The sequence below is a fragment of the Pseudomonas sp. TE31087 genome, assembly GCF_057284075.1.
This window is the reverse complement of sequence record NZ_JBXVNN010000001.1, coordinates 5,261,897-5,287,092: the sequence shown is the minus strand read 5'-3', so window position 1 is coordinate 5,287,092 and position 25,196 is coordinate 5,261,897. Positions and strand designations below refer to the sequence as shown.

Below are 25,196 nucleotides of genomic sequence, written 5' to 3'. Positions count from 1 at the left end.
AAGCATAGCTTCAGCGGATGGTCAGTGCCTCGAGCTTGCCGCTGTTGCCGAAGACGTAGATGGTGTCGCCGACCACCAGGGGTCGGGCGCGCAGGCCATCGCTGTCGATACGCTCACGGCCGACGAAGCGGCCATCGACCTGGCTGAGCAGGTGCAGGTAACCTTCGAAGTCGCCCACCGCCACATAGCTGGAGAACACTTCCGGCGCCGACAGCTGACGGCGAGCCATCGAGTCGTTGCTCCACAGCGAGCTGGAGGAACGCTCGTCGACGCTTTGCACGGTACCCGACGCTTCGCTTACGTAGACGTTGCCGAAGCCCTGGGCGACACCCACGTAGCTGGAGGCATCGCGCTGCCACAGCACGCGACCGCTTTCCAGCTCCAGGCCGGCGACGCGACCCTGGTAGGTGCCGACGTACAGGGTACCACCGGACAGCAGCAGGCCGCCGTCGATGTCCACCACTCGGTCCAGCTCGGAACGGCCCTGCGGAATCGCCACGCGGCTCTCCCACACCGGCACGCCGTTGCTGATGTCGACCGCCACCACCTTGCCGGTGGAGAGGCCGGCCACGGCCAGGCGGTTGGTCACCACCGGCGCGCCGGTGCCGCGCAGGGTCAGCACGGCCGGGCTGTTCTCGTAGATCCAGCGACGGTCGCCGGTGGCGGCGTCGAAGCCGACCAGACGGTCGTCCTGGGTCTGTACCACCACCACGTCGCCGTTGTTGGCCGGCGGCGCCAGCACTTCGCTGCTGACGCGCGAGCGCCAGCGCTCCTCGCCGGTGCTGGAATCCAGGGCGATGACCTCGCCTTTGAGGGTACCCAGCATGACCAGGCCGTAGCCCACGCCCACGGCGCCGGAAACCGGCAGCTCGAGGTCCTTCTTCCACACCACGTCGCCGGTGATGCGGTTCAGCGCGAAGACCTCGCCGTTGACGTCGGAGGCGTAGATGCGGTCGTTCTCGATGGCCGGTACCAGGGTGTTGTAGGTCTCACCCTGGCCGTCACCGATCGAACGGCTCCACTGCTTCTTCAGCACCACTTCCTCGGTGAACTTGGTCAGCTCGGCCGGGGGCAGTTCCTTCTTGCTGTTGCTGCTGCAACCCGCCGCCAGCACGGCGAGGGTGAGCACTGCTGCTTGTTTCCAACCCTTCACTTCAGGCGTCCCCTTTGGCCAGGTCATCCAGCTTCAGTTGCAGGCCACCGATCGCGGCGTCGTCGGACAGCGCGGCCTTGGCTTTTTCGTAGGCGCTGTGCGCGTCGTCGGCGCGGCCCAGCTGTACCAGCAGGTCGCCCTTGAGTTCTTCGCGGCTGGCCAGGAAGGCCTTGTCGGTGTCGCCGTCGAGCAGCTTGAGCGCGTCCTCGGCCTTGTCCTGGGCCGCGAGCACGCGGGCCAGGCGCTGGCGCGAGATCTCGCCGAGGGTGGCGTCGGCCGGCTTGTCCAGCACGCCCTTCAGCTCGCTGGCCGCATCGTCCAGCTTGCCGCTCTCGACCGCGACCTTGGCCACGAACAGGCTGCCGTACTGGGCGTAGGCGGTACCGCCGAACTCGCTCTTGAGCTTGCCGGACAGCTCGGCGACCTTGCTCGCGTCGGGCTTGCCGTCAGGCGTCAACGAGGTTTCCAGCAGCGCCTGGTACAGCACCGAGGCGCCCTGGGACTGGTTGGCCTGGTACTTGTGCCAGGTCTGCCAGCCCAACACCACCACGCCGGCCAGCAGGGCGCCGGTCAGCAGCGGCTTGCCGTTGCGGTTCCACCAGTCCTTGGCTGCTGCCAGGCTCTCATCATCGGTACTCGACACCCCAATACTCCTATTCGCCTATTCGTTGTCAGACCGCGTCACGCCTGGGCGATCGCGGTTTCCAGGTGCGCGGCAAGCGCATCCCAGGCAATGTTCTGTTGTTCGCCCTGGCCACGCAGGGGCTTCAGGCCGATCTGCTGTTTCTCGAGCTCGTCGTCGCCCAGAATCAGCGCGAACAGCGCGCCGCTCTTGTCGGCTTTCTTGAACTGGCTCTTGAAGCTGCCACCACCGGCATTGACCGCCAGACGCAGACCCGGCAAGCGATCGCGCAGGCTTTCGCTCAGGCGCAGGCCGGCCAGTTCTGCCGGCTCGCCGAAGGCGCACAGGTAGACGTCGATGGTGCGGCTGATCGACTCGGGCACCTTGCCCAGGGTCTCCAGCAGCAGGATCAGGCGCTCGATGCCCATGGCGAAACCAACGCCCGGGGTTGGCTTGCCGCCCATCTGCTCGACCAGGCCGTCATAGCGGCCACCGGCGCAGACGGTGCCCTGGGCGCCGAGCTTGTCGGTGACCCACTCGAACACGGTCTTGCTGTAGTAGTCTAGGCCGCGCACCAACTTGGTATTGATCACGAACGGAATGCCGGCGGCGTCGAGGCGGGCCTTCAGGCCCTCGAAGTGCACGCGGGATTCTTCGTCCAGGTAGTCTTCCAGCTTCGGCGCGCCGACCAGCACCGCCTGGGTGTTCGCATCCTTGCTGTCGAGAATGCGCAGCGGGTTGCTTTTCAGGCGGCGCTGGCTGTCCTCGTCCAGTTGCTCGAGGCGAGCCGAGAGGAACTCGACCAGCGCGTCGCGATAGCGGGCGCGGGCTTCGCTGGTGCCCAGGCTGTTGAGCTGCAGCTCGACCGCGTCCTGGATGCCCAGCAGGCCCCACAGCCGCCAGGTCAGCATGATCAGCTCGGCGTCGACGTCCGGACCATCGAGGTTGAACACCTCAACGCCGATCTGGTGGAACTGGCGGTAGCGGCCCTTCTGCGGACGCTCGTGACGGAACATCTGGCCGATGTACCAGAGTTTCTGCACCTGGCCGTTGCCGGTGATGCCGTGCTCGAGCACGGCACGCACGCAGGCCGCGGTGCCTTCGGGGCGCAGGGTGAGCGAGTCGCCGTTGCGGTCCTCGAAGGTGTACATCTCCTTCTCGACGATATCGGTGACTTCACCGATCGAGCGCTTGAACAGCTCGGTGAACTCGACGATCGGCGTGCGGATCTGGCTGTAGCCGTAGCTGTCCAGCAAGCCGGCCACGGTGCCCTCGAAATAGCGCCACAGCGGCGACTGGTCGGGCAGGATGTCGTTCATGCCACGAATGGCTTGCAGCGATTTGCTCACGAGTAGTCCTTACGAATCTGTGTCTCAGCCGCGGGCGATCAGCGCCGCGTCGGCCTCGGCCTTCTCGGCCGCTTTCTGGCGGATGAGCTTTTCCAGCTCGTCGACCAGGTTGTCGTTGTTCAGCTTCTGCGATGGCTTGCCATCGATGTAGACCAGGTTCGGCGTGCCGCCGGTCAGGCCCACGTGCGATTCCTTGGCCTCGCCCGGGCCGTTGACCACGCAGCCGATCACCGCCACGTCCAGCGGTACCAGCAGGTCTTCCAGGCGCCCTTCCAGTTCGTTCATGGTCTTGACCACATCGAAGTTCTGCCGCGAGCAGCTCGGGCAGGCGATGAAGTTGATGCCACGGGAACGCAGGTGCAGCGACTTGAGGATGTCGTAGCCGACCTTCACTTCCTCGACCGGATCGGCGGCCAGGGAGATGCGGATGGTGTCACCGATGCCTTCGGCCAGCAGCATACCTAGGCCGACGGCGGATTTCACCGTCCCCGAGCGCAGGCCGCCGGCTTCGGTGATCCCCAGGTGCAGCGGCTGGATGATCTGCTTGGCCAGCAGGCGGTAGGCCTCGACGGCCATGAACACGTCGGAGGCCTTGACGCTGACCTTGAAGTCCTGGAAGTCCAGGCGGTCGAGGTGCTCGACATGGCGCAGCGCCGACTCGACCAGCGCCGCCGGGGTGGGCTCGCCGTACTTCTTCTGCAGGTCCTTTTCCAGGGAACCGGCGTTGACGCCGATGCGGATCGGGATGCCGCGGTCGCGGGCCGCGTCGACCACGGCGCGCACACGATCTTCACGGCCGATGTTGCCCGGGTTGATGCGCAGGCAGTCGACGCCAAGCTCAGCCACGCGCAGGGCGATCTTGTAGTCGAAGTGGATGTCGGCGACCAGCGGCACGCTGACCAGCTTCTTGATCTTGCCGAACGCCTCAGCGGCGTCCATGTCCGGCACCGAGACCCGCACGATGTCCACGCCGGCATCGACCAGGCGCTGGATCTGCGCCACGGTGGCGGCGACATCGTTGGTGTCGGTGTTGGTCATGCTCTGCACCGCGATGGGCGCATCGCCACCCACCGGCACATTGCCGACCCAGATTTTGCGGGATTCGCGACGTTTGATCGGAGATTCGCCGTGCATGACTTACTGTCCCAACTTCAGGCGAGCGGTTTCGCCACTGGTGAACGGGGCGACATCGACCGCCTGGCCGTTGTAGCTCACCTGGGCGCCGCGGGCGAAGCCCAGGCGCACCGCGAACGGTGGCTTGCCGGTCAGTTCCAGGTTGTCGCCCTTGCGCTTGATGGCGCTGAACAGCACCTTGCCGTTGCCGTCGGTGACCTGGGTCCAGCAATCGGCGGTGAATTGGATATGGACCTTGGCGCTGCCGGCCGGGGCGACTTCAGCGGGCGCAGCCGGTGCGCTCGAAGCGACGGGGGCGGCTGGCGCGGCGGCGACAGGCGCGGCCACTGCAGGAGCGGCTGGCGCGACAACCGGTGCCACAGGTGCGGCGGCCGTCGGTGCCGGTGCCGCGCTGGTGGCTGGCGCGGCGGGTGCCACAGGCGCAACTGGCGCCTGGGCCTCGGTGACCGGCGCCTGCTCGGTAGCGTTCGGCTCCAGTGGCAGGGCCTGACCCTCGGGCTGCTGGCCTTCGCTCACGGCCTGGTCTTCCGGCTCGTCCAGCGGATGAATCTGTGTGGTGCCGTCGGCGCTCTCGACCTCGACGTGCTCCAGGGCGATCTTGGCCAGGTCCTTGCCGCGCAGGCTGCTCTGGTCCTGCCACCAGAAGAAACCACCGCCGACCACCGCGACCAGCAGCAACAGGCTGACCACCCGCAGGATGTTGTGCGACAGGCGCACCGGCTCTTCGATGCGGCCGAGGGCGTGCACTTCGCTGCCCTGGGCGTGGGTGCCGGTGATCTGGTCGAAGGCCTCGACCAGAGGCGCCTGGTCCATGTCCATCAGCTTGGCGTAGGCGCGGATGTAGCCACGGGCGAAGGTGTGCCCGGGCAGCTTGTCGAAGGCGCCGTTTTCCAGGTTGTTCAGCGAAGATACCGTGAGGTTGAGCTTGCGAGCGACCTCGGCCTGGCTCCATTCGCGTTTTTCGCGGGCCTGGCGCAAGACATCACCGGGGTTCTGGCGAGTCGCTGCTGCTACTTCAGTGTGCGCGGCTTTCATCGTTGCTCCGACAGGTATTGCTGATATTCCGGCGTACCGGGATAAAATCGTTGTAATTGCTGGCCCAAACGGGTCGCGGTGCCCTGTTCGTCGAGGGCGAGTGCCAGGCGATGGCCGAGCAGCAGGCTGCGGGCATCCTGGTCACTCAGCTGGCTGAATCGATCGTAGTAATCCCGGGCCGGCACATAATGCCTGTTTTCGTAGGACAACTCAGCCATTTCGAGCAATGCCTTCGGTTGCCGCGGATTGAGCCGAAGGGCTTTTTCCAGGTAGGCACGCGCCTGATCACCCTGCCCCTGCTTCAGGGCGGTGAGCCCCAGGTTCTCGTACACGCGGGAACGCTCAGGATACAGGGTATCGGCCCCAGCCTGGAGGAACATCGCCCGGGCTTCGTCGAAACGGCCCTGAGCATATAGGAAACTGCCGTAATTGTTGCGGATTCGTGTGTCATCCGGGCGGATGGCCAAGGCCTTGGCGAAGTGCTCGCCGGCCAATGCGGGCTCATCCTCGGCCTGGAACACCAGGGCCAGTGCTGCATGAGCCTCGGCGTCACGGGCGTCCAGGGCCAGGGCCTTGCCCAGCGGTGCCTTGGCGCGCTCGGTCAAACCTTGTTGCAAATACCCCAGCCCCAACTGCACGTAGGCCTGCCCCGCCGCCTCACGCCCCTGGCGGCTGGCCAGGGGGTCACCCGCGCCGCCGGACACGCAGCCGGCCAGCAGCGAAAGCGTCAGGATCGACAGCGCGGCGCGCAGGCTCATGGGGCAGGTGCTCGTCAGGGGCGCGCAGCGCTGTCTTGCGGCTCGTCGGCAGCCAGCTGACGTACGGCGATGTAGCGCTCGCTGCGGCGGGTACGGTCGTTGACCTGACCCACCAGCTGACCGCAGGCGGCGTCGATGTCGTCACCGCGGGTGGTGCGGGTGGTCACGTTGAAGCCGCCGTGGTGCAGCAGGTCCTGGAAGCGACGGATGGCATTGTTGCTCGGTCGCTCGTAGCCCGAATGCGGGAACGGGTTGAACGGGATCAGGTTGATCTTGCACGGCACATCACGCAGCAGTTCGATCATCTGCGCGGCATGCTCGGGCTGGTCGTTGACATCCTTGAGCAGGGTGTACTCGATGGTCAGCACGCGCTTGCCGCCGAGGGTGGACATGTAGCCCATGCACGACTCCAGCAGCATCTTCAGCGGGTACTTCTTGTTGATCGGCACCAGCTTGTTGCGCAGTTCGTCGTTCGGCGCGTGCAGCGACAGGGCCAGCGACACGTCGATGTGCTTGGCCAGCTCGTCGATCATCGGCACCACGCCCGAGGTGGACAGGGTGACGCGACGCTTGGAAATGCCATAGCCCAGATCTTCCATCATGATCTTCATGGCGGCGATGACATTGTCGAAATTCAGCAGGGGTTCGCCCATGCCCATCATGACCACGTTGGTGATGGCGCGGTCGATCTTGGCCGGGACGGTCCCGAAGGATTTGTTGGCAAGCCACACCTGGCCAATCACTTCGGCGGCGGTGAGGTTGCTGTTGAAGCCTTGCTTGCCGGTGGAGCAGAAGCTGCAGTCCAGGGCACAGCCGGCTTGCGACGACACGCACAGGGTGCCGCGATCGTCGGTGGGGATGTAGACGGTCTCGACGCAGCTGCCGGAGGCAACGCGGACCACCCACTTGCGGGTACCGTCGGCGGAAATGTCTTCACTGACCACCTCCGGACCGCGAATCTCGGCAACGGCCTCGAGCTTTTCGCGCAAGACCTTGCCGACATTGGTCATGGCGGCGAAATCATCGACGCCAAAATGGTGAATCCATTTCATCACCTGACCGGCACGGAAGCGCTTCTCCCCGATTGAGTCGAAGAACTGTTCCATTTCCGCCAGGGTCAGCCCCAGCAGGTTGATCTTGTCAGTCGATGTCGTCATGGATTCACCCTCACCCGTAAGCTTTCGCTTAGCGAGTGGTTACCTCGGTAGCAGCGAAGAAGTAAGCGATTTCGCGAGCAGCGGCAGCTTCGGAGTCCGAACCGTGAACGGCGTTGGCGTCGATCGACTCGGCGAAGTCAGCACGGATGGTGCCGGCAGCAGCTTCTTTAGGGTTGGTGGCGCCCATCAGCTCACGGTTCAGAGCGATGGCGTTTTCGCCTTCCAGAACCTGAACAACGACAGGGCCCGAAGTCATGAAGGCAACCAGGTCACCGAAGAAGCCACGAGCGCTGTGCTCGGCGTAGAAGCCTTCGGCTTCGGCCTTGGACAGTTGCTTGATTTTCGAGGCGACGATTTTCAGGCCGGCTTCTTCGAAGCGAGTGGTGATCTTGCCGATGACGTTTTTAGCGACGGCGTCAGGCTTGATGATCGAGAAAGTACGTTGAACAGCCATGGAAAACTCCAGAATATTGAGTGTTGCGAAAAATTAAACCCGCGAATTATACGCGGGTTCCAGGGGATTGCCTAACCTGCGGCGTGCGCTCAGTCGGCTTCTTCGATCCAGGCCGCCTGGATGGCCTCGAGAACCTTCTCGCCGCAACGCGACGGATCGTCATCGAAGTCCGGCAGGGCCATGACCCATGCGCGCAGATCGACGAAATTCACGTAATGAGGATCGACCTCGGGCTTGCTTTCCGCAAGCTGGATGGCGATCTCAAGTACATCAACCCATTTCAGACTCATGTACAGGCCCTCAGTGCGGCGCTTCGGCGGCGTGGTTGAGCGAATATTTGGGGATCTCGATGGTGAGGTCCTCATCGCCGACGACCACCTGGCAACCCAGGCGCGACTGCGCCTCCAGGCCCCAAGCCTTGTCCAGCATGTCCTCTTCGAGCTCGTCCGCTTCTTCAAGGGAGTCGAAGCCTTTGCGGATGATGCAGTGGCAAGTGGTGCAGGCCTTGACGCCGCCACAGGCGCTTTCCATCTCGATGTGATGGTCGTGGGCCAGTTCCAGGATGTTGGTCCCGGTCGGTACTTCCACGGTCAAGCCCTCGGGGCAGAACTTCTCGTGCGGCAGGAATGTCACCAGCGGCATCGGTTACTCCTCGATCTCATTCAGGTTGCGCCCGGCCAGTGCGGCTTTGACCGTCGAATCAAGGCGACGGGCGGCAAATGCATCGGTCACCTGCGACAGACGCTTGGTCTGTTGCTCGATGGCGGCGCCATCGGTGCCGGTCAGCAAATCACGTAGTTCTTGCATCTGGAATTCGATCGCGTCGCGCTCGTCACTGCTGAGCAGGCGCTCGCCATCAGCGTCCAGGGCGCCCTGCACCGCCTCGAGCAGGCGCTCGGCGTCGACCTGGTGCTCGCGCAGCTGGCGCGCATGCTTGTCGGAGCCGGCGTGCTCGAAGGAGTCCTTGAGCATGCGGGCGATCTCGCCGTCGGTCAGGCCATAGGACGGCTTGACCTGGATGCTCGACTCCACGCCCGAGCCCAATTCACGGGCCGCGACACTGAGCAGGCCGTCGGCGTCGACCTGGAAGGTCACGCGGATCTTCGCCGCACCCGCGACCATGGCCGGGATACCGCGCAGCTCGAAACGCGCCAGGGAACGGCAGTCGCTGATCAGCTCGCGCTCGCCCTGCAGCACGTGGATCATCATGGCCGACTGGCCATCTTTGTACGTGGTGAATTCCTGGGCGCGGGCCACCGGGATGGTGGTGTTGCGCGGAATCACCTTCTCCATCAGCCCGCCCATGGTCTCAAGACCCAGGGACAGCGGGATGACGTCGAGCAGCAGCAGCTCACCGCCTTCGCGGCGGTTGCCGGCGAGGGTGTCGGCCTGGATGGCGGCACCGATGGCCACCACCTGGTCCGGGTCGATCGAGGTCAGCGGGGTACGGCCGAACAGCGCGCCGACCGCCTCGCGCACACGCGGCACGCGGGTCGAACCACCGACCATGACCACCGCGCCGACCTCTTCCAGCTCGATGCCGCTGTCGCGCACGGCGCGGCGGCAGGCCTTGAGACTGCGGGCGATCATCGGTTCGATCATGGCTTCGAAGGCGGCACGGGTCAGCTCGCCCTGCCAGGCACCATGCTGGACGCTGACCGCTTCACTGTCGGTCAAGGCTTCCTTGGCCGCGCAAGCGGTCTGCAGCAGCAGGCGCTGAGTGGCCGGATCGAGGTCAGCGGACAAACCGGCCTGCTCGATGATCCAGCCAGCGATCGCATGGTCGAAGTCATCGCCACCCAGGGCGGTGTCGCCACCGGTGGCCAGCACTTCGAAGACACCGGCGGTCAGGCGCAGGATGGAAATATCGAAGGTGCCGCCGCCCAGGTCGAAAATCGCCACGACGCCTTCGGCATCCTGATCCAGGCCATAGGCCACGGCAGCGGCGGTCGGCTCGTTGAGCAAGCGCAGGACATTGAGGCCGGCCAGCTTGGCCGCGTCCTTGGTCGCCTGGCGCTGGGCATCGTCGAAATAGGCCGGGACGGTGATCACCGCGCCAACCAGCTCGCCACCGAGGGTTTCCTCGGCACGCTGACGCAGCACCTTGAGAATATCGGCCGACACTTCCACCGGGCTTTTCGGGCCCTGGACCGTGTCGATGAACGGCATGTGCGATTCACCGCCGACAAAGCGGTACGGCAGTTGCTCGCCCAGCTGCTTGACGTCCGCCAGGCCACGCCCCATCAGGCGCTTGACCGACAGGATGCTGTTGAGCGGGTCGCTGGGGGCAGCCTCGCGCGCGGCCAGGCCAACTTCGACAGCGTTGTCGAGATAACGCACGGCGGATGGCAGGATGACACTGCCCCGGGCATCGGGCAGCGGTTCGCTGCGCCCGCTGCGCACGGCGGCGACGAGAGAATTGGTGGTGCCCAGGTCGATGCCCACCGCCAGGCGGCGCTGGTGCGGCTGGGGGCTCTGACCGGGTTCGGCGATCTGCAGTAGGGCCATGCTTATCTGAGTACCTTAGGCGTCATCACGGGCAACGCCGGGGTTAATCGTCGAGGCGCTCTTCGAGTTGGCGCACTTCTTGGGCGAGCTTGTCGAGGAACTGCATGCGGCGCATCAGGCGCTCGGCCTGCTCACGCTCTGCAGCAACATCCCAGCAGGCGGCGAAATCCTCGTTCAGCGTGTCCTGGGCGACCTTGAGGCGCTTCTTGAACACGGCGACGCCGTCGAGGTCGGCTTCGTCCTGCAGCTCTTCGAGCTCTTCGCGCCACTGCATCTGCTGCAACAGGAAGTCCGGGTCGTGCACGGTGACTTCCTGGGGCACCTCGTGGCCGCCGATGGCCAGCAGGTAGCGGGCCCGGCGCGGCGCGCTGCGCAAGGTCTGGTAGGCGTCGTTGAGAGCCGCCGACTTTTCCAGGGCTACGCGCTGCTCGCGCTCGGAAGCGTCGGCGAAACGGTCCGGATGGACCTCGCGGGCCAGCTCGCGGTAGCGAACAGCCAGTTTGTCGAGGTCCAGGCGAAAACCGGGTTGCAGCTCAAACAGGGCGAAATGACAAGGAGTACCCACGGCCAGCCTCAGACGTTGAAGCTTTCGCCGCAGCCACACTCACCGCGCACGTTGGGGTTGTTGAACTTGAAGCCTTCGTTCAACCCTTCCTTGACGAAGTCCAGCTCGGTGCCGTCGAGGTAGACCAGGCTTTTCGGGTCGATGATGACCTTCACGCCATGGTTCTCGAACACCTGGTCTTCGGCAGCGAGCTCGTCGACGAACTCCAGCACGTAGGCCAGGCCCGAGCAGCCGGTGGTGCGCACGCCCAGGCGAATGCCCTCACCCTTGCCGCGCCCGTCGAGGGAGCGGCGAATGTGGTTGGCGGCGGCTTCTGTCATGCTGATAGCCATCGGAACTCCTTACCTCGCGACAGTCGACTTAGATCAAGCCTTTCTTCTGCTTGTAATCGCGAACAGCGGCCTTGATGGCATCTTCGGCGAGCACGGAGCAGTGGATCTTGACCGGCGGCAGTGCCAGCTCTTCAGCCAGCTGGGTGTTCTTGATGGTCTCGGCCTCGTCCAGGGTCTTGCCCTTCATCCACTCGGTGGCGAGGGAGCTGGAGGCGATGGCCGAACCGCAGCCGTAGGTCTTGAACTTGGCGTCTTCGATGACGCCCTGCTCGTTGACCTTGATCTGCAGGCGCATCACGTCGCCGCAAGCCGGGGCGCCGACCATGCCGGTGCCGACGTCCGGATCGTCGGCGTTCATCTTGCCGACGTTGCGCGGGTTTTCGTAGTGGTCGATGACCTTTTCACTGTATGCCATGGTGCAATTCCTTCCTCATCAGGGAGCCGCTCTTGCCGGCGACTGCTTAGTGGGCGGCCCACTCGATCTTGGAGATGTCGACGCCGTCTTTGTACATGTCCCACAGCGGCGACAATTCACGCAGCTTGTTCACGGCTTCGCAGACTTTCTGCGCGGCGTAGTCGACTTCTTCTTCGGTGGTGAAGCGGCCGAAGGAGAAGCGGATCGAGCTGTGCGCCAGTTCGTCGTTGCGGCCCAAGGCGCGCAGGACGTAGGACGGCTCGAGCGAAGCGGAGGTGCAGGCCGAACCGGACGAAACGGCGATGTCCTTCAGCGACATCAGCAGCGACTCGCCCTCGACGTAGTTGAAGCTCAGGTTCAGGTTGTGCGGCACGCGCTGGGTCTGGCTGCCGTTGACGTACAGCTCCTCGAGGTCCGAGACCTGCTTGAAGAAGCGGTCGCTCAGGGCCTTGATGCGCACGTTTTCAGTGGCCATTTCCTGCTTGGCGATGGCGAAGGCTTCGCCCATGCCGACGATCTGGTGGGTCGGCAGGGTGCCCGAACGCATGCCGCGCTCATGGCCACCGCCGTGAATGATGGCTTCCAGGCGCACGCGCGGCTTGCGGCTGACGTACAGCGCGCCGATGCCTTTCGGGCCGTAGACCTTGTGCGCGGAGAACGACATCAGGTCGACCTTGAGTTTCTGCAGGTCGATCTCGACGCGACCGGCCGACTGGGCGGCATCGACGTGGAACAGCACGCCACGCGAACGGGTCAGTTCACCGATGGCGGCGATGTCGTTGATCGAGCCGACTTCGTTGTTCACGTGCATCAGCGAGACCAGGATGGTGTCGTCGCGCAGGACAGCCTCGACCATGGCCGGGGTGACGATGCCGTCTTCGCCAGGCTCGAGGTAGGTGACTTCGAAACCTTCACGCTCGAGCTGGCGAGCGGTGTCCAGGACCGCCTTGTGCTCGATCTTGGAGGTGATGATGTGCTTGCCTTTGGTCTGATAGAAGTGCGCCACGCCCTTCAGGGCGAGGTTGTCGGACTCGGTGGCACCGCTGGTCCAGACGATCTCGCGCGGGTCGGCGTTGATCAGCTCGGCGACCTGGCGGCGGCCGTTCTCGACTGCTTCCTCGGCCTTCCAGCCGAACACGTGGGAGCGCGAGGCCGGGTTGCCGAAGTTCCCGTCGACCAGCAGGCACTCGGCCATCTTCTGGGCGACACGGGGATCGACCGGCGTGGTCGCGGAGTAATCGAGGTAGATCGGCAACTTCATTGAGTATCTCCTATCAGGCGGTGGCGTCGCTCGTCGCTGCGGTTTCAGTCGACGGCGGACGTCTCAATCTTGTCCAGCTGGGCAACTCGGCCTGCGACACGGCGCAGGTCCTGGCGCTGGGCGACTTCCTGCACCTCGCGGCGCATGACGAGGTCGGCCAGGCTGATGCCACTGAGGAATTCATGGATCTGCTGGCTCAGGTCGCACCACAGGTGGTGAGTCAGGCAGGTATCACCGGCGTGGCAGTCCCCCAGGCCCTGGCAACGGGTGGCATCGACCGATTCGTTGACCGCGTCGATGACCTGGGCCACCTGGATGGTTTCCATGCCCCGCGACAGCTGGTAGCCGCCGCCCGGACCGCGAACGCTGGAAACCAGGCTGCTGCGGCGCAGCTTGGCGAACAGCTGTTCCAGATAAGAGAGGGAGATGCCCTGGCGCTCGGAAATATCGGCCAAAGACACCGGCCCATGCTGCGCGTGCAACGCCAGGTCAAGCATGGCGGTCACGGCGTATCGGCCTTTGGTAGTCAGTCGCATGGCGTATGGGTACCACGGGAGTTACAGGATGTGTGCGAGTATGCGATTCCCGAGCATTTAAGTCAACTATTAGACCTAGTGCTTTAGTCGGGTATGCATGCGGGAGGCGGGCGCGAGTGTAGCAGACAAGGGGCGCAAGCACACGCCCCTTGTGTCGGCCCGGCGCAATCAATGCGACTGAGTGTCGCCCTGCTTCAGCTCGGCGCAGGCCGCGGCGAAGTCGTCGTCGGGCAGCGCCGGCAGCTCCTTGGCACAGTAGTCACTGCCCATCCGGGTCAGCGCGCCGCACATCCCCTCCAGGCGCTCGTCGACGGCCTGCAGGTGGTCGAGCATCTGGCCGATGGCGCGGGCCACCGGGTCGGGCATGTCGCCGCTGACGCCATAGGCGTCGAAACCGATCTTCTCGGCCATGGCCTTGCGCTTGGCCTCGACGGCGTCATCCTCGGTCTTGACGATGATCCGTCCCGGAATCCCCACCGCCGTGGCGCCGGCCGGCACCGCCTTGGTGACCACGGCATTGGAGCCGATCTTGGCCCCGGCGCCGACGGTGAACGGGCCCAGCACCTTGGCCCCGGCACCGACCACCACGCCGTTTTCCAGGGTCGGGTGACGCTTGCCCTTGTTCCAGCTGGTGCCACCGAGGGTGACGCCCTGGTACAGGGTCACGTCGTCACCGATCTCGGCGGTCTCGCCGATGACGATGCCCATGCCGTGGTCGATGAAGAAACGCCGGCCGATGGTCGCCCCCGGGTGGATCTCGATACCGGTCATCCAGCGACCGAAGTTCGACACCAGCCGCGCCAGCCATTTGAAATCGCGCCGCCACAGGGCATTGCCCAGGCGGTGCAGCCAGATGGCATGCATCCCCGGGTAGCAGGTCAGGACCTCGAAGGCGTTGCGCGCCGCCGGGTCACGATGGAAAACGCTCTGGATATCTTCACGCAGACGCTCGAACATCTGTCAGTCCTTCCTTTTATGCGGCTCGCCCCGTGCGACCTTCTGGGTCTCGGTAAGAATGCCGCGCAAAATGCTCATTTCCGGACGCTCGACCGAGCTTCGCCCATACAGCCGGCGCAGGCGCGCCATCAGGTGTTTGGGTTTCTCGGGATCGAGGAAGCCGATGTCCACCAGGGTCTTTTCCAGGTGGTCGTAGAACAGCTCCATTTCGTCCATGGTCGCCAGCTCGCTGGCTTCGACCTTCTCGACCTTCGCCGCCGCGCCCTGCCCTGCCAGCCAGGCCATGCGCACCTCATAGGAGAGCACCTGGACGGCGGCGGCCAGATTCAGCGAGCTGAAGTCGGGGTTCGAGGGAATGTGCACGTGGAAGTGACATCGCTGCAGTTCTTCGTTGGTCAGGCCGGCGTGCTCGCGCCCGAACACCAGGGCGATCTCTTCGCCGCCCATGGCCTGGGCCACGGCCTTCGCCCCGCACTCGCGCGGGTCGATCAACGGCCAGGGGATGCTGCGCTCACGGGCGCTGGTGCCCATGACCAGGCTGCAGCCGACCAGCGCCTGCTCGAGGCTGTCGACCACCTGGGCGTTGTCCAGCACGTCGTCGGCGCCCGAGGCGCGGGCGCTGGCGTCCGCGGCCGGAAACTCTTTTGGCTGCACCAGCACCAGGCGCGACAGGCCCATGTTTTTCATGGCACGCGCAGCGCCGCCGATGTTGCCGGGGTGGCTGGTATTGACCAGAACAACACGAATATTTTGCAGCAAGGTGTCGTGCTCTCGGATGCGGAAACAGGAGGGTTCGATCTTACAGAACCGACCAGCGTAACGCCATGAAAGCAAATGTGACACTTCTGTCGTCAAAGATTTCTGCTAGAATGATCGGCTTTCCTCTTTAACATCTCCAGGTGACCTTCCCATGCAGCCTATGCTGAATATCGCCCTGCGCGCGGCTCGCAGCGCCAGTGAACTGATTTTCCGCTCCATCGAACGCCTGGATAGCATCAAAGTCGACGAAAAGCAGTCCAAGGACTACGTGTCCGAGGTTGATCGCGCCGCCGAGAAGGTCATCGTCGAGGCCCTGCGCAAGGCCTACCCGAACCACTCGATCCAGGGCGAAGAGACCGGCCTGCATGCAGGCAGCGGTGAAGAAGGCAAGGATTACCTGTGGATCATCGATCCGCTGGACGGCACCACCAACTTCCTGCGCGGCATTCCGCACTTCGCCGTCAGCATCGCCTGCAAATACCGCGGTCGCCTCGAGCACGCCGTGATCGTCGACCCGGTTCGCCAGGAAGAATTCACCGCCAGCCGTGGCCGTGGCGCCCAGATCAACGGCCGCCGCCTGCGCGTCAGCTCGCGCACCAGCCTGGAAGGCGCGCTGCTGGGTACCGGCTTCCCGTTCCGTGACAACCAGATGGCCGACCTGGACAACTACCTGGGCATGTTCCGCGCCCTGACCGGCCAGACCGCCGGCATCCGCCGTGCCGGCTCCGCCAGCCTGGACCTCGCTTATGTAGCCGCTGGCCGCTTCGACGCCTTCTGGGAGTCGGGCCTGTCCGAGTGGGACATGGCCGCAGGCGTGCTGCTGATCCAGGAAGCCGGTGGCCTGGTGAGCGACTTCAACGGTGGCCACGACTTCCTCGAGAAGGGCCACATCGTCGCGGGCAACATCAAGTGCTTCAAGGCTGTGCTGACTGCTATCCAGCCGCACCTGCCGGAGCACATGAAGCGCTAAGCGCCGATTGCCGAGCACAAAAAAAGCACCTCTCGAGGTGCTTTTTTTGTGCCTGCACGATGACCTGCAGGAGCGGCCTTGTGCCGCGAAAGGGCTGCGAAGCAGCCCCGGCAATCTTGATATATGCCGAAGATCCCGGGGCCGCTTCGCGCCCCTTTCGCGGCACAAGGCCGCTCCCACAGGGGGGGGCACTTGCCGCTTACTGCCCCGGCTGGTTCTGCCCCAGGACCAACTTGCCATTCTTGTCCAGCGGGATGGTCGAGCCCGGCTCGTGATCCATCTTCACCTTGCCAACCTGGTCACCGATGGAATAGGTCACGTTGTAACCCACCACCTTGTCGCTGATGTCATTGACCGTGTTGCAGCGGGTTTGCGTGGTGGTGTAGGTATCACGCTCCTGCATGCCTTCCTGCACCTTGTTGCCGGCATAGCCGCCACCGACCGCACCGGCCACGGTGGCGATCTTCTTGCCGGTACCGCCGCCAATCTGGTTGCCCAGCAGGCCACCAGCGATGGCACCGACCACCGTACCGGCAATCTGGTGCTGGTCCTTGACCGGCGCCTGGCGCGTCACGGTGACATCCTTGCAGACCTCACGCGGCGTCTTCACTTGCTGCTTGATCGGCTGCACGTCGGTGACCTGGGCGTACTCAGGCCCTTTGTTCACCAAGCTGTAGGTCGCCACAGCACCTCCGGCAGTCACACCGACAGCACCCAGAACCGCACCCACCAGCATTGATTTGTTCACGTGAACCTCCTGATCGTACCCGCGGGCTCCGGCCCGCCTTCTCCTTGCCTTGGAGCAAAAAAAAAGGCGCGAGTTCAACACTCGCGCCTCTCTTTACGCCAAATGGCGCGGAACAAGCCTTACGGACGCTCGTCCACACCCTCGGTCTTGACCGGCGGGATCAGGTCTTCGCTGCTCAGGTTCAGCCAGATCAGCACCACGTTGGCGATGTAGATCGACGAGTAGGTACCCGCCATGACACCGATGAACAGCGCCAGGGAGAAGCCGAACAGGTTGTCGCCGCCGAAAAACAGCAGCGCTGCGATGGCCAGCAAGGTCGACACCGAGGTGGCGACGGTCCGCAGCAGGGTCTGGGTGGTCGAGATGTTGATGTTCTCGATCAGCGAGGCCTTGCGCAGCACGCGGAAGTTCTCGCGCACCCGGTCGAACACGACGATGGTGTCGTTGAGCGAGTAGCCGATGATCGCCAGCACCGCCGCCAGCACCGTCAGGTCGAAGGTGATCTGGAAGAACGACAGGATGCCCAGGGTGACCACCACGTCGTGGATCAGCGAGATGATCGCGCCCACGGCGAACTTCCACTGGAAGCGGAAGGCCAGGTAGATGAGGATGCCGCCCAGGGCCAGGAGCATGCCGAGGCCGCCCTGGTCACGCAGCTCCTCGCCCACCTGCGGGCCAACGAACTCAACGCGCTTGACCGTGGCCGGGTTGTCGCCGCCGATCTTCTGCAGCGCCTCGGCCACGCGGTTGCCCAGCTGCGGGTCATCGCCCGGCATGCGCACCAGCAGGTCGGTAGTGGCGCCGAAGCTCTGCACCACGGCGTCGTGGAAGCCGGAACCGACCAGTTCGGTACGGACCTTTTCCAGGTCCGCCGGACGCTCGTAGGTGAGCTCGATCAGCGTGCCACCGGTGAAGTCCAGGCCGAAGTTCAGACCCTTGTGCCACCAGCTGAACAGCGCCAGCACGGTGAGGAGCACGGTAACGGCGAACGCGACATTGCGCACGCCCATGAAATTGATGGTTTTCATCGCAGCTCCCTCAAACCCACAGCTTCTTGATGTCACGCCCGCCGCAGGTCAGGTTGACCAGTGCGCGGGTCACCATGACGGCGGTGAACATCGAGGTGAAAATCCCGAGGGACATGGTGACCGCGAAGCCCTTGACCGGGCCGGTACCCATGGCGAACAGGATGCCGCCGACCAGCAGGGTGGTCAGGTTGGCGTCGACGATCGCCGAGTAGGCGCGGTTGAAACCTTCGTGGATGGCGCGCTGCACCGACATGCCGGCGGCGATCTCTTCGCGGATACGCGAGAAGATCAGCACGTTGGCGTCCACCGCCATGCCCATGGTCAGCACGATACCAGCGATACCTGGCAGGGTCAGGGTAGCGCCCAGCAGCGACATCAACGCCAGCAGCAGCACCATGTTGCCCGCCAGGGCGATGGTCGCCAGCACGCCGAAGGCGCGGTAGATAGCGATGATGAACAGCGAGACGAACAGCATGCCCCACAGGGACGCGTCGATACCCTTGGTGATGTTGTCGGCACCCAGGCTTGGGCCGATAGTACGTTCTTCGGCGAAGTACATCGGCGCGGCCAGGCCACCGGCACGCAGCAGCAGGGCCAGCTCGGACGACTCGCCCTGGCCGTTCAGGCCGGTGATGCGGAACTGGCTGCCCAGCGGCGACTGGATGGTCGCCAGGCTGATGATCTTCTTCTCTTCCTGGAAGGTCTGCACCGCGACTTCTTTCTCGACGCCATCGACCATCTGCTTCTGGTAGCGGGTGACCGGCTTCTGTTCGATAAAGATCACCGCCATGCTGCGCCCGACGTTGGTGCGGGTGGCGCGACTCATCAGCTCGCCACCGTGGCCGTCGAGGCGGATGTTCACCTGCGGGCGGCCGTGCTCGTCGAAGCTGGCCTGGGCGTCGGTGACCTGGTCACCGGTGATGATCAGGCCGCGCTCGACCGGGGCGGAGCGGCCGCCTTCGCGGAACTCGAACACCTCGGTGGTAGCCTTGGACGCACCCGGCTCGGCGCCGAAGCGGAACTCCAGGTTGGCGGTCTTGCCGAGGATACGCTTGGCTTCGGCGGTGTCCTGCACGCCCGGCAGCTCGACCACGATGCGGTTGGCGCCCTGGCGCTGGACCAGCGGCTCGGCCACGCCCAGCTCGTTGACCCGGTTGCGCACGGTGGTCAGGTTCTGCTTGATCGAGTATTCGCGGATCTCGGCGACTTTCGTCTGGGTCAGCGCCAGACGCAGCACGGCGAGCTCGTTGCGCTCGGTGGTGGTCAGGTCGAAGTCATTGAAATTCTTGCGGATCAGGCTGCGGGCCTGTTCGCGGGTAGCATCGTCGGCGAAGCCCAGCATGATGCCGCCGTCCTGCTGGGGCAGGCTGCGGTAGCGGACGCGCTCTTTGCGCAGCAAGGTCTTGACCTCGCCTTCGTAGACTTTCATGCGAGCGGTCATGGCCTTGTCCATGTCCACTTCCAGCAGGAAGTGCACACCACCGGACAGGTCCAGGCCCAGCTTCATCGGGCTGGCACCCAGGTTGCGCAGCCACTGCGGGGTGGTCTGGGCCAGGTTCAGGGCCACGACATAGTCGTCGCCGAGGGCCTTGCGCGCCACATCCTTGGCTGGCAGCTGTGCTTCCTGGTTGGTCAGGCGCACCAGCGCACTGCCCTTCTCGCCCAGGTTGCTGCCTTTGACGGCGATGCCGGCATCGGTCAGCGCCTTGGTCACGCGATCGAGGTCGGCCTGGCTGACATGCAGGGCGGAACTGGCGCCGCTGATCTGCACCGCCGGATCATCCGGGTAGAGGTTGGGTGCGGAATAAATGAAGCCGACCGCCAGTACCACCACGATCAGCAGGTATTTCCACAGAGGGTATTTGTTCAGCATCACGCCGCCCGTTCAAGACGCGGGGCGCTTTGCGCGCCCCGACTGGAAAAATGAAACCGGTAACTCAGATAGCCTTGAGCGTACCTTTCGGCAGGGTCGCGGCAATGGCGCCCTTCTGGAACTTCAGTTCGACGTTGTCGGACACTTCCAGGACCACGAAGTCGTCGGCGACCTTGACGATCTTGCCGGCGATGCCGCCGTTGGTGACCACTTCGTCACCTTTTTGCAGGTTGCTCAGCAGGTTTTTCTGCTCTTTGGCACGCTTGGCCTGCGGGCGCCAGATCATCAGGTAGAAGATGACCAGGAAACCGACCAGGAAGATCCACTCGAAGCCGGTACCGGCTGGGCCGGCGGCTGGGGCTGCTGCGTCCGCGTAGGCGGCGGGAATCAAGAAGCTCATTGGGCACTCCTAATGAATGTTTTCTAATAATGGATGCGAACAGTCAGTCCAAGGGCGGCACAGGAAGCCCGCGCTTGGCGTAGAAGGCGTCGACAAAGGCGGCCAATTTACCCTGTTGAATAGCCTCGCGTAAACCGGCCATCAAGCGCTGGTAATGGCGCAAGTTGTGGATGGTATTCAGCATGCTGCTCAACATTTCGCCGCACTTGTCCAGGTGATGCAGATAGGCGCGGGAGAAGTTGGTGCAGGTATAGCAATCGCAGGTCGGATCCAGCGGCGATTCATCATGGCGATGGAACGCGTTGCGGATCTTGATCACCCCGGTGTCGACGAACAGATGGCCGTTGCGCGCATTGCGCGTGGGCATCACGCAGTCGAACATGTCGACGCCGCGGCGCACACCCTCTACAAGATCTTCCGGCTTGCCTACCCCCATAAGGTAACGAGGTTTGTCAGCAGGCATTTGCGCCGGCAGGTAGTCCAGCACCTTGATCATCTCGTGCTTGGGCTCGCCCACCGACAGGCCGCCGATGGCCAGGCCATCGAAGTCGATGTTGACCAGCGCTTCCAGCGAGCGCATGCGCAGGTCCTGGTACATGCCGCCCTGGACGATGCCGAACAGCGCCGCGGTGTTGTCGCCGTGGGCGTTCTTCGAGCGCTGGGCCCAGCGCAGCGACAGCTCCATGGAGGTGCGCGCCACATCATGCTCGGCCGGGTACGGGGTGCACTCGTCGAAGATCATCACGATATCCGAGCCCAGGTCGCGCTGGACCTGCATGGACTCCTCGGGGCCCATGAACACCTTGGAACCGTCCACTGGCGATGCGAAGGTCACGCCTTCCTCCTTGATCTTGCGCATGGCGCCCAGGCTGAACACCTGGAAACCACCGGAATCAGTGAGGATAGGGCCTTTCCATTGCATGAAGTCGTGCAGGCCGTTGTGTTTCTTGATGACCTCGGTACCCGGGCGCAGCCACAGGTGGAAGGTGTTGCCGAGGATGATCTCGGCGCCGATGGCCTCGATGTCACGCGGCAGCATGCCCTTGACCGTGCCGTAGGTGCCCACCGGCATGAAGGCCGGGGTCTCGACGGTGCCACGGGGGAAGGTCAGCCGGCCACGACGGGCCTTGCCGTCGGTGGCCAGCAGTTCGAACGACATTCGACAGGTGCGACTCATGCTTGATCCTCTGGGCCGCGTGGCGCCGGATTGCGGGTGATGAACATGGCATCACCGTAACTGAAGAAGCGGTACCCGTTCTCGACCGCCGCCGCGTAGGCGGCCATGGTCTCGGGGTAACCGGCGAAGGCCGAGACCAGCATCAGCAGCGTGGACTCCGGCAGGTGGAAGTTGGTGACCAGGCAATCGACCACATGAAACGGCCGACCCGGGAAGATGAAGATGTCGGTGTCGCCGCTGAAGGCCTTGAGCTCGCCATCGCGCGCCGCGCTCTCCAGCGAACGCACGCTGGTGGTGCCCACGGCGATCACCCGGCCACCACGGGCACGGCACGCGGCGACGGCGTCGACCACATCCTGGCTCACTTCGAGCCACTCTTTATGCATGGTGTGGTCTTCGATCTTGTCGACCCGCACCGGCTGGAAGGTGCCGGCGCCCACATGCAGGGTGACGAAGGCGCGCTCGACGCCCTTGGCGGCGATCTTCGCCAGCAGGTCTTCGTCGAAGTGCAGGCCGGCGGTGGGCGCGGCCACGGCGCCGGCGCGCTCGGCGTAGACGGTCTGGTAGCGCTCGCGGTCGGCGCCCTCGTCGGGGCGGTCGATGTACGGTGGCAGCGGCATGTGGCCGACGCGCTCGAGCAGCGGCAACACCTCTTCGCTGAAGCGCAGCTCGAACAGCGTATCGTGACGCGCGACCATCTCGGCCTCGCCACCGCCGTCGATGAGGATCTGCGCGCCTTCCTTAGGCGCCTTGCTGGCACGCACATGGGCCAGCACGCGGTGGCTGTCGAGCACGCGCTCGACCAGCACTTCCAGCTTGCCGCCGGAGGCTTTCTGGCCGAACAGCCGCGCCGGGATCACCCGGGTGTTGTTGAACACCATCAGGTCGCCCGGGCGCAGGTACTCGAGCAGGTCGGTGAACTGCTTGTGGGCCAGCGTGCCGCTGGGGACATCGAGCACCAGCAGGCGGCTGCCATGGCGCTCGGCCAGCGGATGGCGGGCGATCAGGGAATCGGGGAGTTCGAAAGAAAAATCGGCGACGCGCATGATGATGTTCGGTTCGACAGGGCCGCAAAGTTTAGCCCAATGCGTGAAAATTGACCATGAAAGCCGATTGACCGACCCAAGGCACCTCTCTATACTGCGGCGCCACAAGCCCTGATGGCGGAATTGGTAGACGCGGCGGATTCAAAATCCGTTTTCGAAAGGAGTGGGAGTTCGAGTCTCCCTCGGGGCACCAAGATCCAGAAAAAACCGACCTTATGGTCGGTTTTTTTGTGCCTGGCGATTAGTCCATGCCTCGCCCCCTGTAGGAGCGGCCTCGTGCCGCGAAAGGGCTGCAACGCAGCCCCGGCGATTCCTGCGACATGGTTAAGATCCTGGGGCCGCGCTGCAGCCCTTTCGCGGCACAAGGCCGCTCCTACAAAAAACGTGCAAGCCTGGCGACTTCGAGTTCGTTTCACGCCCAGTCCTTTAAGACTTTCCCCATTCCCTGTAGTCCATTTCCCAAACATACTCCCAACCCCTTTCAAGCCATTGCGATGGTCTGGATCGGCCTCTAGTCTCGACCCGTCGCTGCCAAATCAGCGACCGGCTTTGACAGGCCGCTCCAGTAATTAACTCGCACAGCTATGCCACCTATGGCGGCTGTACGTGGGGCACCTTCGGGTGCGCCGGGTTTCCTTACTGACCGGTCTGTCAACCCACGTACCGCTGCCACCCTCTTGTTTGACAGCAATGGTGACGGCCCTTCAGTAAGGATCACACCATGTTGAAGATTGTCCCCGACCCACCGCTTTCTCCCGAAACAACCCACTCGCTCGAAGACCTGCTCATCCAGATCTCGGAACGCCTGTTCTGCGCCCTCTCCGTCACCCACCAGAACGCCCTCACCCAAGTCACCAGCACAGCGCGCGGCATGTCCATGGCAACGATGCACGAAATCGAGGCCGCACGCGGGCTGGTGGAACTGGCACTGAGCAAGCTTCAGATCAAGCACTGAACAGGGAGAAAACACGATGAACGACAAGACTGCCGGCGTGACCGGATTCGGCTATGGCGATGGCGAGCAACCACTGTTCCGGGTCGAACCGGGGCAGGACGGAAAGTCAGCCATGGAACAAGCCTCTGCGATCATGGCCTGCGTGAAGCGCATGACATTGCTTGCAGCGACTGATGGCGAGGTCAACCTTGGCTGGGGAGCACACTTGATGAGCGATATGGCCAAGGCGGTGATGGATGATGTGGAGTTCGGTCGCCAACGGGATTCGACTGAATAGCCCCTGCCGAACGTCTAACGCCTAAATCGGCTGTACCCGCTCCCACAAGCTCGGCAAAGCCCCGTGGGAGTGGGCTTGCCCGTTAGTAGGTGCGTTGATGCCTTTTGAGCCAAACTAGTGACTGCACAGAAAATCACACAAAGTGCAACTTACTGTATAGCCAGAGCTGCCGTTCTACACTAAGTTTCACAAACCGTGACTTTCTGTTGATCACCCCATGCCTGCCCAGCCGCTTCAGTGCCTCTATCGAGGCCTGCATCACCTCGCCACGCCCCAGCGCTATCTGTTCACGCCAGCGGATATGCGCGCCCTGGTGCCCGGCTTGTCCGACGGCGCCTATCGCTCGCTGCTGAGCAGAGCGTCCAACGACAACATCCTGATCAGGGTGTGCAGGGGGCTTTACCTTTTCACTCCGGCCAAGCCCAACCCTGGGCTCGTGCTCTATCACGCTGCGGCCCGCCTGCGAGCTGACAACCTCAACTACATCAGCCTCGAGTGCGCCCTCAGCGATATCGGAGTGATCTCTCAGGTACCACAGAACTGGCTGACTATCATGTCTTCAGGACGAAGCCAGACCATAAGCTGCGCAGCTTTCGGCACGGTCGAGTTCGTCCATACCACCCGTACCGCTCTCGAACTCAACGGCCAACTCGACTACGACGACCGCTGCCGCCTATGGCGCGCCAAAGCCTCGCTGGCCTTGGCCGACATGAAGCGGACCAGACGCAATCTGGAGCTGATCGACTGGAAAACGGCCAATGAACTTGTTTGATCGACTTGTCCAGCACGCCCTGGGCAACACACCTGAGCTCGCGCCACTGCAAGTGGTGGTGGAAAAGGAGCTGCTGCATCACGACATCATGCGGATACTCAGCGAGTCCGGATTGCTGCAGAGGCTCTGTTTCATCGGCGGCACCTGCCTGCGAACCTGCTATGGTTCCAGGCGCCTGAGTGAAGATCTCGACTTCACTGGTGGCGCGGATTTCAAACGGGAAGACTTTTCAGCGTTGAAGGAAAGCCTGATTGCTAGGCTGAGTGAAAAGTACGGATTGCAGGTGGATGTGAGCGAGCCGCTGCACACGCCAGGCAATGTGGATACCTGGAAGCTGTGCGTGCAGACACGCCCCGAGGCTCGCAACCTGCCCGCGCAGAGAATCCACATCGACATCTGCGCGGTCCCGTCCTACCAATACAAACCCATGACCTTGCTGAACCCCTACGGGGTCGATATGGGAACCGAAGGATTGATCGTCAACACGCAGAGTCTCGAAGAGATCTTCATCGACAAGCTGCTGGCTTTCGCCCTGCGCCGAGGACGCATCAAGAATCGTGACCTCTGGGACTTGGCCTGGCTCAAACAGCGCGCCGTGATACCGGCTTTCGCACTGGTCAGGCGCAAGCTTGGGGACCACGCGGTTACTGCCGACTGGCTATTGCAGCAAGGTACGGAGCGAGTCGCCTGTTTGCAGCAGGCGCAGACGCAGCGCGACTTCCAGGCGGAGATGCGCCGCTTTCTTCCCTTGCAAGTGGTGTCGCAGACTATCGAAAACCCAGCATTCTGGAGCTATGTGGTGGAGACCGTCGAGCAGTTGTTCGGTGAGCTTTGTTTGTCCCTGGAGGACGCGGTTGCTGGCGCGGGCGATCACAGGTTCCTGATGTAAGGTAATGACTTGCCGGCCCAGCACTAACACCACCCTTCCGACCACACTGGGTTGGTCACCTATCCA

Annotated in this window: 29 protein-coding genes and 1 tRNA gene; 6 read left to right on the top strand and 24 right to left on the bottom strand. The window is 63.7% G+C overall.

Going from position 1 to position 25,196, the window contains the following annotated elements; translation table 11 throughout:
• Positions 1–10: 10 nt before the first annotated feature.
• The 18 genes from bamB to trmJ form a co-directional block, all read right to left on the bottom strand.
• A complete protein-coding gene (gene bamB / locus ACZ899_RS23915; RefSeq protein WP_189656930.1) occupies positions 11–1,180 on the bottom strand; it encodes an outer membrane protein assembly factor BamB in 1,170 nt (389 codons plus the stop codon).
• The gene (locus tag ACZ899_RS23910) at positions 1,155–1,796 is read right to left on the bottom strand and encodes a tetratricopeptide repeat protein (protein WP_203650721.1); all 642 of its coding nucleotides are present in this window, start codon (positions 1,794–1,796) and stop codon (positions 1,155–1,157) included. Before ACZ899_RS23910 ends, bamB begins: the two co-directional genes overlap by 26 nt.
• 38 nt (positions 1,797–1,834) lie before the next feature.
• Complete coding sequence (gene hisS / locus ACZ899_RS23905) at positions 1,835–3,124, bottom strand: histidine--tRNA ligase (protein WP_028689598.1); 1,290 nt, start codon at positions 3,122–3,124, stop codon at positions 1,835–1,837.
• A gap of 24 nt (positions 3,125–3,148) precedes the next feature.
• Entirely contained in the window at positions 3,149–4,258 is a 1,110-nt protein-coding gene (ispG, locus tag ACZ899_RS23900; protein WP_011532347.1) for a flavodoxin-dependent (E)-4-hydroxy-3-methylbut-2-enyl-diphosphate synthase, read from the bottom strand.
• A 3-nt stretch (positions 4,259–4,261) separates the two neighbouring features.
• Positions 4,262–5,293: a RodZ domain-containing protein gene (locus tag ACZ899_RS23895; RefSeq protein WP_234560413.1), complete on the bottom strand. Its 1,032-nt coding sequence runs from the start codon at positions 5,291–5,293 to the stop codon at positions 4,262–4,264.
• Positions 5,290–6,051 (bottom strand): type IV pilus biogenesis/stability protein PilW, encoded by a 762-nt coding sequence (pilW, locus tag ACZ899_RS23890; RefSeq protein ID WP_234560414.1) that lies wholly within the window; start codon positions 6,049–6,051, stop codon positions 5,290–5,292. The genes ACZ899_RS23895 and pilW overlap by 4 nt, the downstream gene beginning before the upstream one ends.
• A gap of 14 nt (positions 6,052–6,065) precedes the next feature.
• Positions 6,066–7,208, bottom strand: a complete 1,143-nt coding sequence (rlmN, locus tag ACZ899_RS23885; protein ID WP_028689594.1) for a dual-specificity RNA methyltransferase RlmN — start codon at positions 7,206–7,208, stop codon at positions 6,066–6,068.
• Between the two features lie 28 nt (positions 7,209–7,236).
• Positions 7,237–7,662: a nucleoside-diphosphate kinase gene (ndk, locus tag ACZ899_RS23880; protein WP_008092560.1), complete on the bottom strand. Its 426-nt coding sequence runs from the start codon at positions 7,660–7,662 to the stop codon at positions 7,237–7,239.
• An 89-nt stretch (positions 7,663–7,751) separates the two neighbouring features.
• Entirely contained in the window at positions 7,752–7,952 is a 201-nt protein-coding gene (gene iscX, locus ACZ899_RS23875) for a Fe-S cluster assembly protein IscX (protein ID WP_028689593.1), read from the bottom strand.
• Between the two features lie 10 nt (positions 7,953–7,962).
• The gene (gene fdx, locus ACZ899_RS23870) at positions 7,963–8,304 is read right to left on the bottom strand and encodes an ISC system 2Fe-2S type ferredoxin (RefSeq protein ID WP_028689592.1); all 342 of its coding nucleotides are present in this window, start codon (positions 8,302–8,304) and stop codon (positions 7,963–7,965) included.
• Positions 8,305–8,307: 3 nt separating this feature from the next.
• Positions 8,308–10,170 carry a Fe-S protein assembly chaperone HscA gene (gene hscA, locus ACZ899_RS23865; RefSeq protein WP_050704360.1) on the bottom strand — a complete coding sequence of 621 codons (1,863 nt, stop codon included), beginning with the start codon at positions 10,168–10,170 and terminating at the stop codon, positions 8,308–8,310.
• 43 nt (positions 10,171–10,213) lie between these two features.
• On the bottom strand, positions 10,214–10,735 hold the full coding sequence (gene hscB, locus ACZ899_RS23860; RefSeq protein ID WP_110735787.1) for a co-chaperone HscB: 522 nt from the start codon (positions 10,733–10,735) through the stop codon (positions 10,214–10,216).
• Between the two features lie 8 nt (positions 10,736–10,743).
• Positions 10,744–11,067, bottom strand: a complete 324-nt coding sequence (gene iscA / locus ACZ899_RS23855) for an iron-sulfur cluster assembly protein IscA (protein ID WP_023630636.1) — start codon at positions 11,065–11,067, stop codon at positions 10,744–10,746.
• Positions 11,068–11,095: 28 nt separating this feature from the next.
• Entirely contained in the window at positions 11,096–11,482 is a 387-nt protein-coding gene (gene iscU / locus ACZ899_RS23850) for a Fe-S cluster assembly scaffold IscU (protein WP_011532337.1), read from the bottom strand.
• Positions 11,483–11,528: 46 nt separating this feature from the next.
• Positions 11,529–12,743, bottom strand: coding sequence for an IscS subfamily cysteine desulfurase (locus ACZ899_RS23845; protein ID WP_234560415.1), 1,215 nt, complete (start codon positions 12,741–12,743; stop codon positions 11,529–11,531).
• Positions 12,744–12,787: 44 nt separating this feature from the next.
• Positions 12,788–13,279: a Fe-S cluster assembly transcriptional regulator IscR gene (gene iscR, locus ACZ899_RS23840; RefSeq protein ID WP_050704358.1), complete on the bottom strand. Its 492-nt coding sequence runs from the start codon at positions 13,277–13,279 to the stop codon at positions 12,788–12,790.
• A gap of 168 nt (positions 13,280–13,447) precedes the next feature.
• Positions 13,448–14,236, bottom strand: a complete 789-nt coding sequence (gene cysE, locus ACZ899_RS23835) for a serine O-acetyltransferase (RefSeq protein WP_028689587.1) — start codon at positions 14,234–14,236, stop codon at positions 13,448–13,450.
• A gap of 3 nt (positions 14,237–14,239) precedes the next feature.
• Positions 14,240–14,995, bottom strand: coding sequence for a tRNA (cytosine(32)/uridine(32)-2'-O)-methyltransferase TrmJ (gene trmJ / locus ACZ899_RS23830; protein ID WP_203650711.1), 756 nt, complete (start codon positions 14,993–14,995; stop codon positions 14,240–14,242).
• A gap of 151 nt (positions 14,996–15,146) precedes the next feature.
• Between trmJ and suhB the strand changes: the two genes are divergently transcribed.
• Positions 15,147–15,965 carry a type III secretion system regulator SuhB gene (gene suhB, locus ACZ899_RS23825; RefSeq protein WP_110735793.1) on the top strand — a complete coding sequence of 273 codons (819 nt, stop codon included), beginning with the start codon at positions 15,147–15,149 and terminating at the stop codon, positions 15,963–15,965.
• 199 nt (positions 15,966–16,164) lie between these two features.
• Here suhB and ACZ899_RS23820 read toward each other — a convergent pair whose 3' ends face one another.
• The 6 genes from ACZ899_RS23820 to queA all read right to left on the bottom strand — a co-directional run bounded on the left by ACZ899_RS23820 (position 16,165) and on the right by queA (position 22,237).
• Complete coding sequence (locus ACZ899_RS23820) at positions 16,165–16,713, bottom strand: glycine zipper 2TM domain-containing protein (protein ID WP_050704355.1); 549 nt, start codon at positions 16,711–16,713, stop codon at positions 16,165–16,167.
• Positions 16,714–16,832: 119 nt separating this feature from the next.
• Positions 16,833–17,741, bottom strand: coding sequence for a protein translocase subunit SecF (gene secF / locus ACZ899_RS23815; RefSeq protein WP_234560416.1), 909 nt, complete (start codon positions 17,739–17,741; stop codon positions 16,833–16,835).
• Positions 17,742–17,751: 10 nt separating this feature from the next.
• Positions 17,752–19,614 carry a protein translocase subunit SecD gene (gene secD, locus ACZ899_RS23810; RefSeq protein ID WP_234560417.1) on the bottom strand — a complete coding sequence of 621 codons (1,863 nt, stop codon included), beginning with the start codon at positions 19,612–19,614 and terminating at the stop codon, positions 17,752–17,754.
• 64 nt (positions 19,615–19,678) lie between these two features.
• Positions 19,679–20,014, bottom strand: coding sequence for a preprotein translocase subunit YajC (gene yajC / locus ACZ899_RS23805; RefSeq protein WP_110735801.1), 336 nt, complete (start codon positions 20,012–20,014; stop codon positions 19,679–19,681).
• 43 nt (positions 20,015–20,057) lie between these two features.
• Positions 20,058–21,173, bottom strand: a complete 1,116-nt coding sequence (gene tgt / locus ACZ899_RS23800) for a tRNA guanosine(34) transglycosylase Tgt (RefSeq protein ID WP_023629281.1) — start codon at positions 21,171–21,173, stop codon at positions 20,058–20,060.
• A gap of 14 nt (positions 21,174–21,187) precedes the next feature.
• Positions 21,188–22,237, bottom strand: coding sequence for a tRNA preQ1(34) S-adenosylmethionine ribosyltransferase-isomerase QueA (gene queA / locus ACZ899_RS23795; protein WP_234560418.1), 1,050 nt, complete (start codon positions 22,235–22,237; stop codon positions 21,188–21,190).
• 108 nt (positions 22,238–22,345) lie between these two features.
• On the opposite strand from queA, the gene ACZ899_RS23790 reads away from it, so the two are divergent.
• The 5 genes from ACZ899_RS23790 to ACZ899_RS23770 all read left to right on the top strand — a co-directional run bounded on the left by ACZ899_RS23790 (position 22,346) and on the right by ACZ899_RS23770 (position 25,130).
• A tRNA-Leu gene (locus ACZ899_RS23790) sits at positions 22,346–22,430 on the top strand.
• Between the two features lie 528 nt (positions 22,431–22,958).
• Positions 22,959–23,192 carry a hypothetical protein gene (locus ACZ899_RS23785; RefSeq protein ID WP_234560419.1) on the top strand — a complete coding sequence of 78 codons (234 nt, stop codon included), beginning with the start codon at positions 22,959–22,961 and terminating at the stop codon, positions 23,190–23,192.
• Between the two features lie 16 nt (positions 23,193–23,208).
• Positions 23,209–23,469 carry a DUF3077 domain-containing protein gene (locus ACZ899_RS23780; protein ID WP_234560420.1) on the top strand — a complete coding sequence of 87 codons (261 nt, stop codon included), beginning with the start codon at positions 23,209–23,211 and terminating at the stop codon, positions 23,467–23,469.
• A gap of 217 nt (positions 23,470–23,686) precedes the next feature.
• Positions 23,687–24,241: a type IV toxin-antitoxin system AbiEi family antitoxin gene (gene abiEi, locus ACZ899_RS23775; protein ID WP_234560421.1), complete on the top strand. Its 555-nt coding sequence runs from the start codon at positions 23,687–23,689 to the stop codon at positions 24,239–24,241.
• Positions 24,228–25,130 carry a nucleotidyl transferase AbiEii/AbiGii toxin family protein gene (locus tag ACZ899_RS23770; RefSeq protein ID WP_234560422.1) on the top strand — a complete coding sequence of 301 codons (903 nt, stop codon included), beginning with the start codon at positions 24,228–24,230 and terminating at the stop codon, positions 25,128–25,130. The genes abiEi and ACZ899_RS23770 overlap by 14 nt, the downstream gene beginning before the upstream one ends.
• Positions 25,131–25,196: the final 66 nt, after the last annotated feature.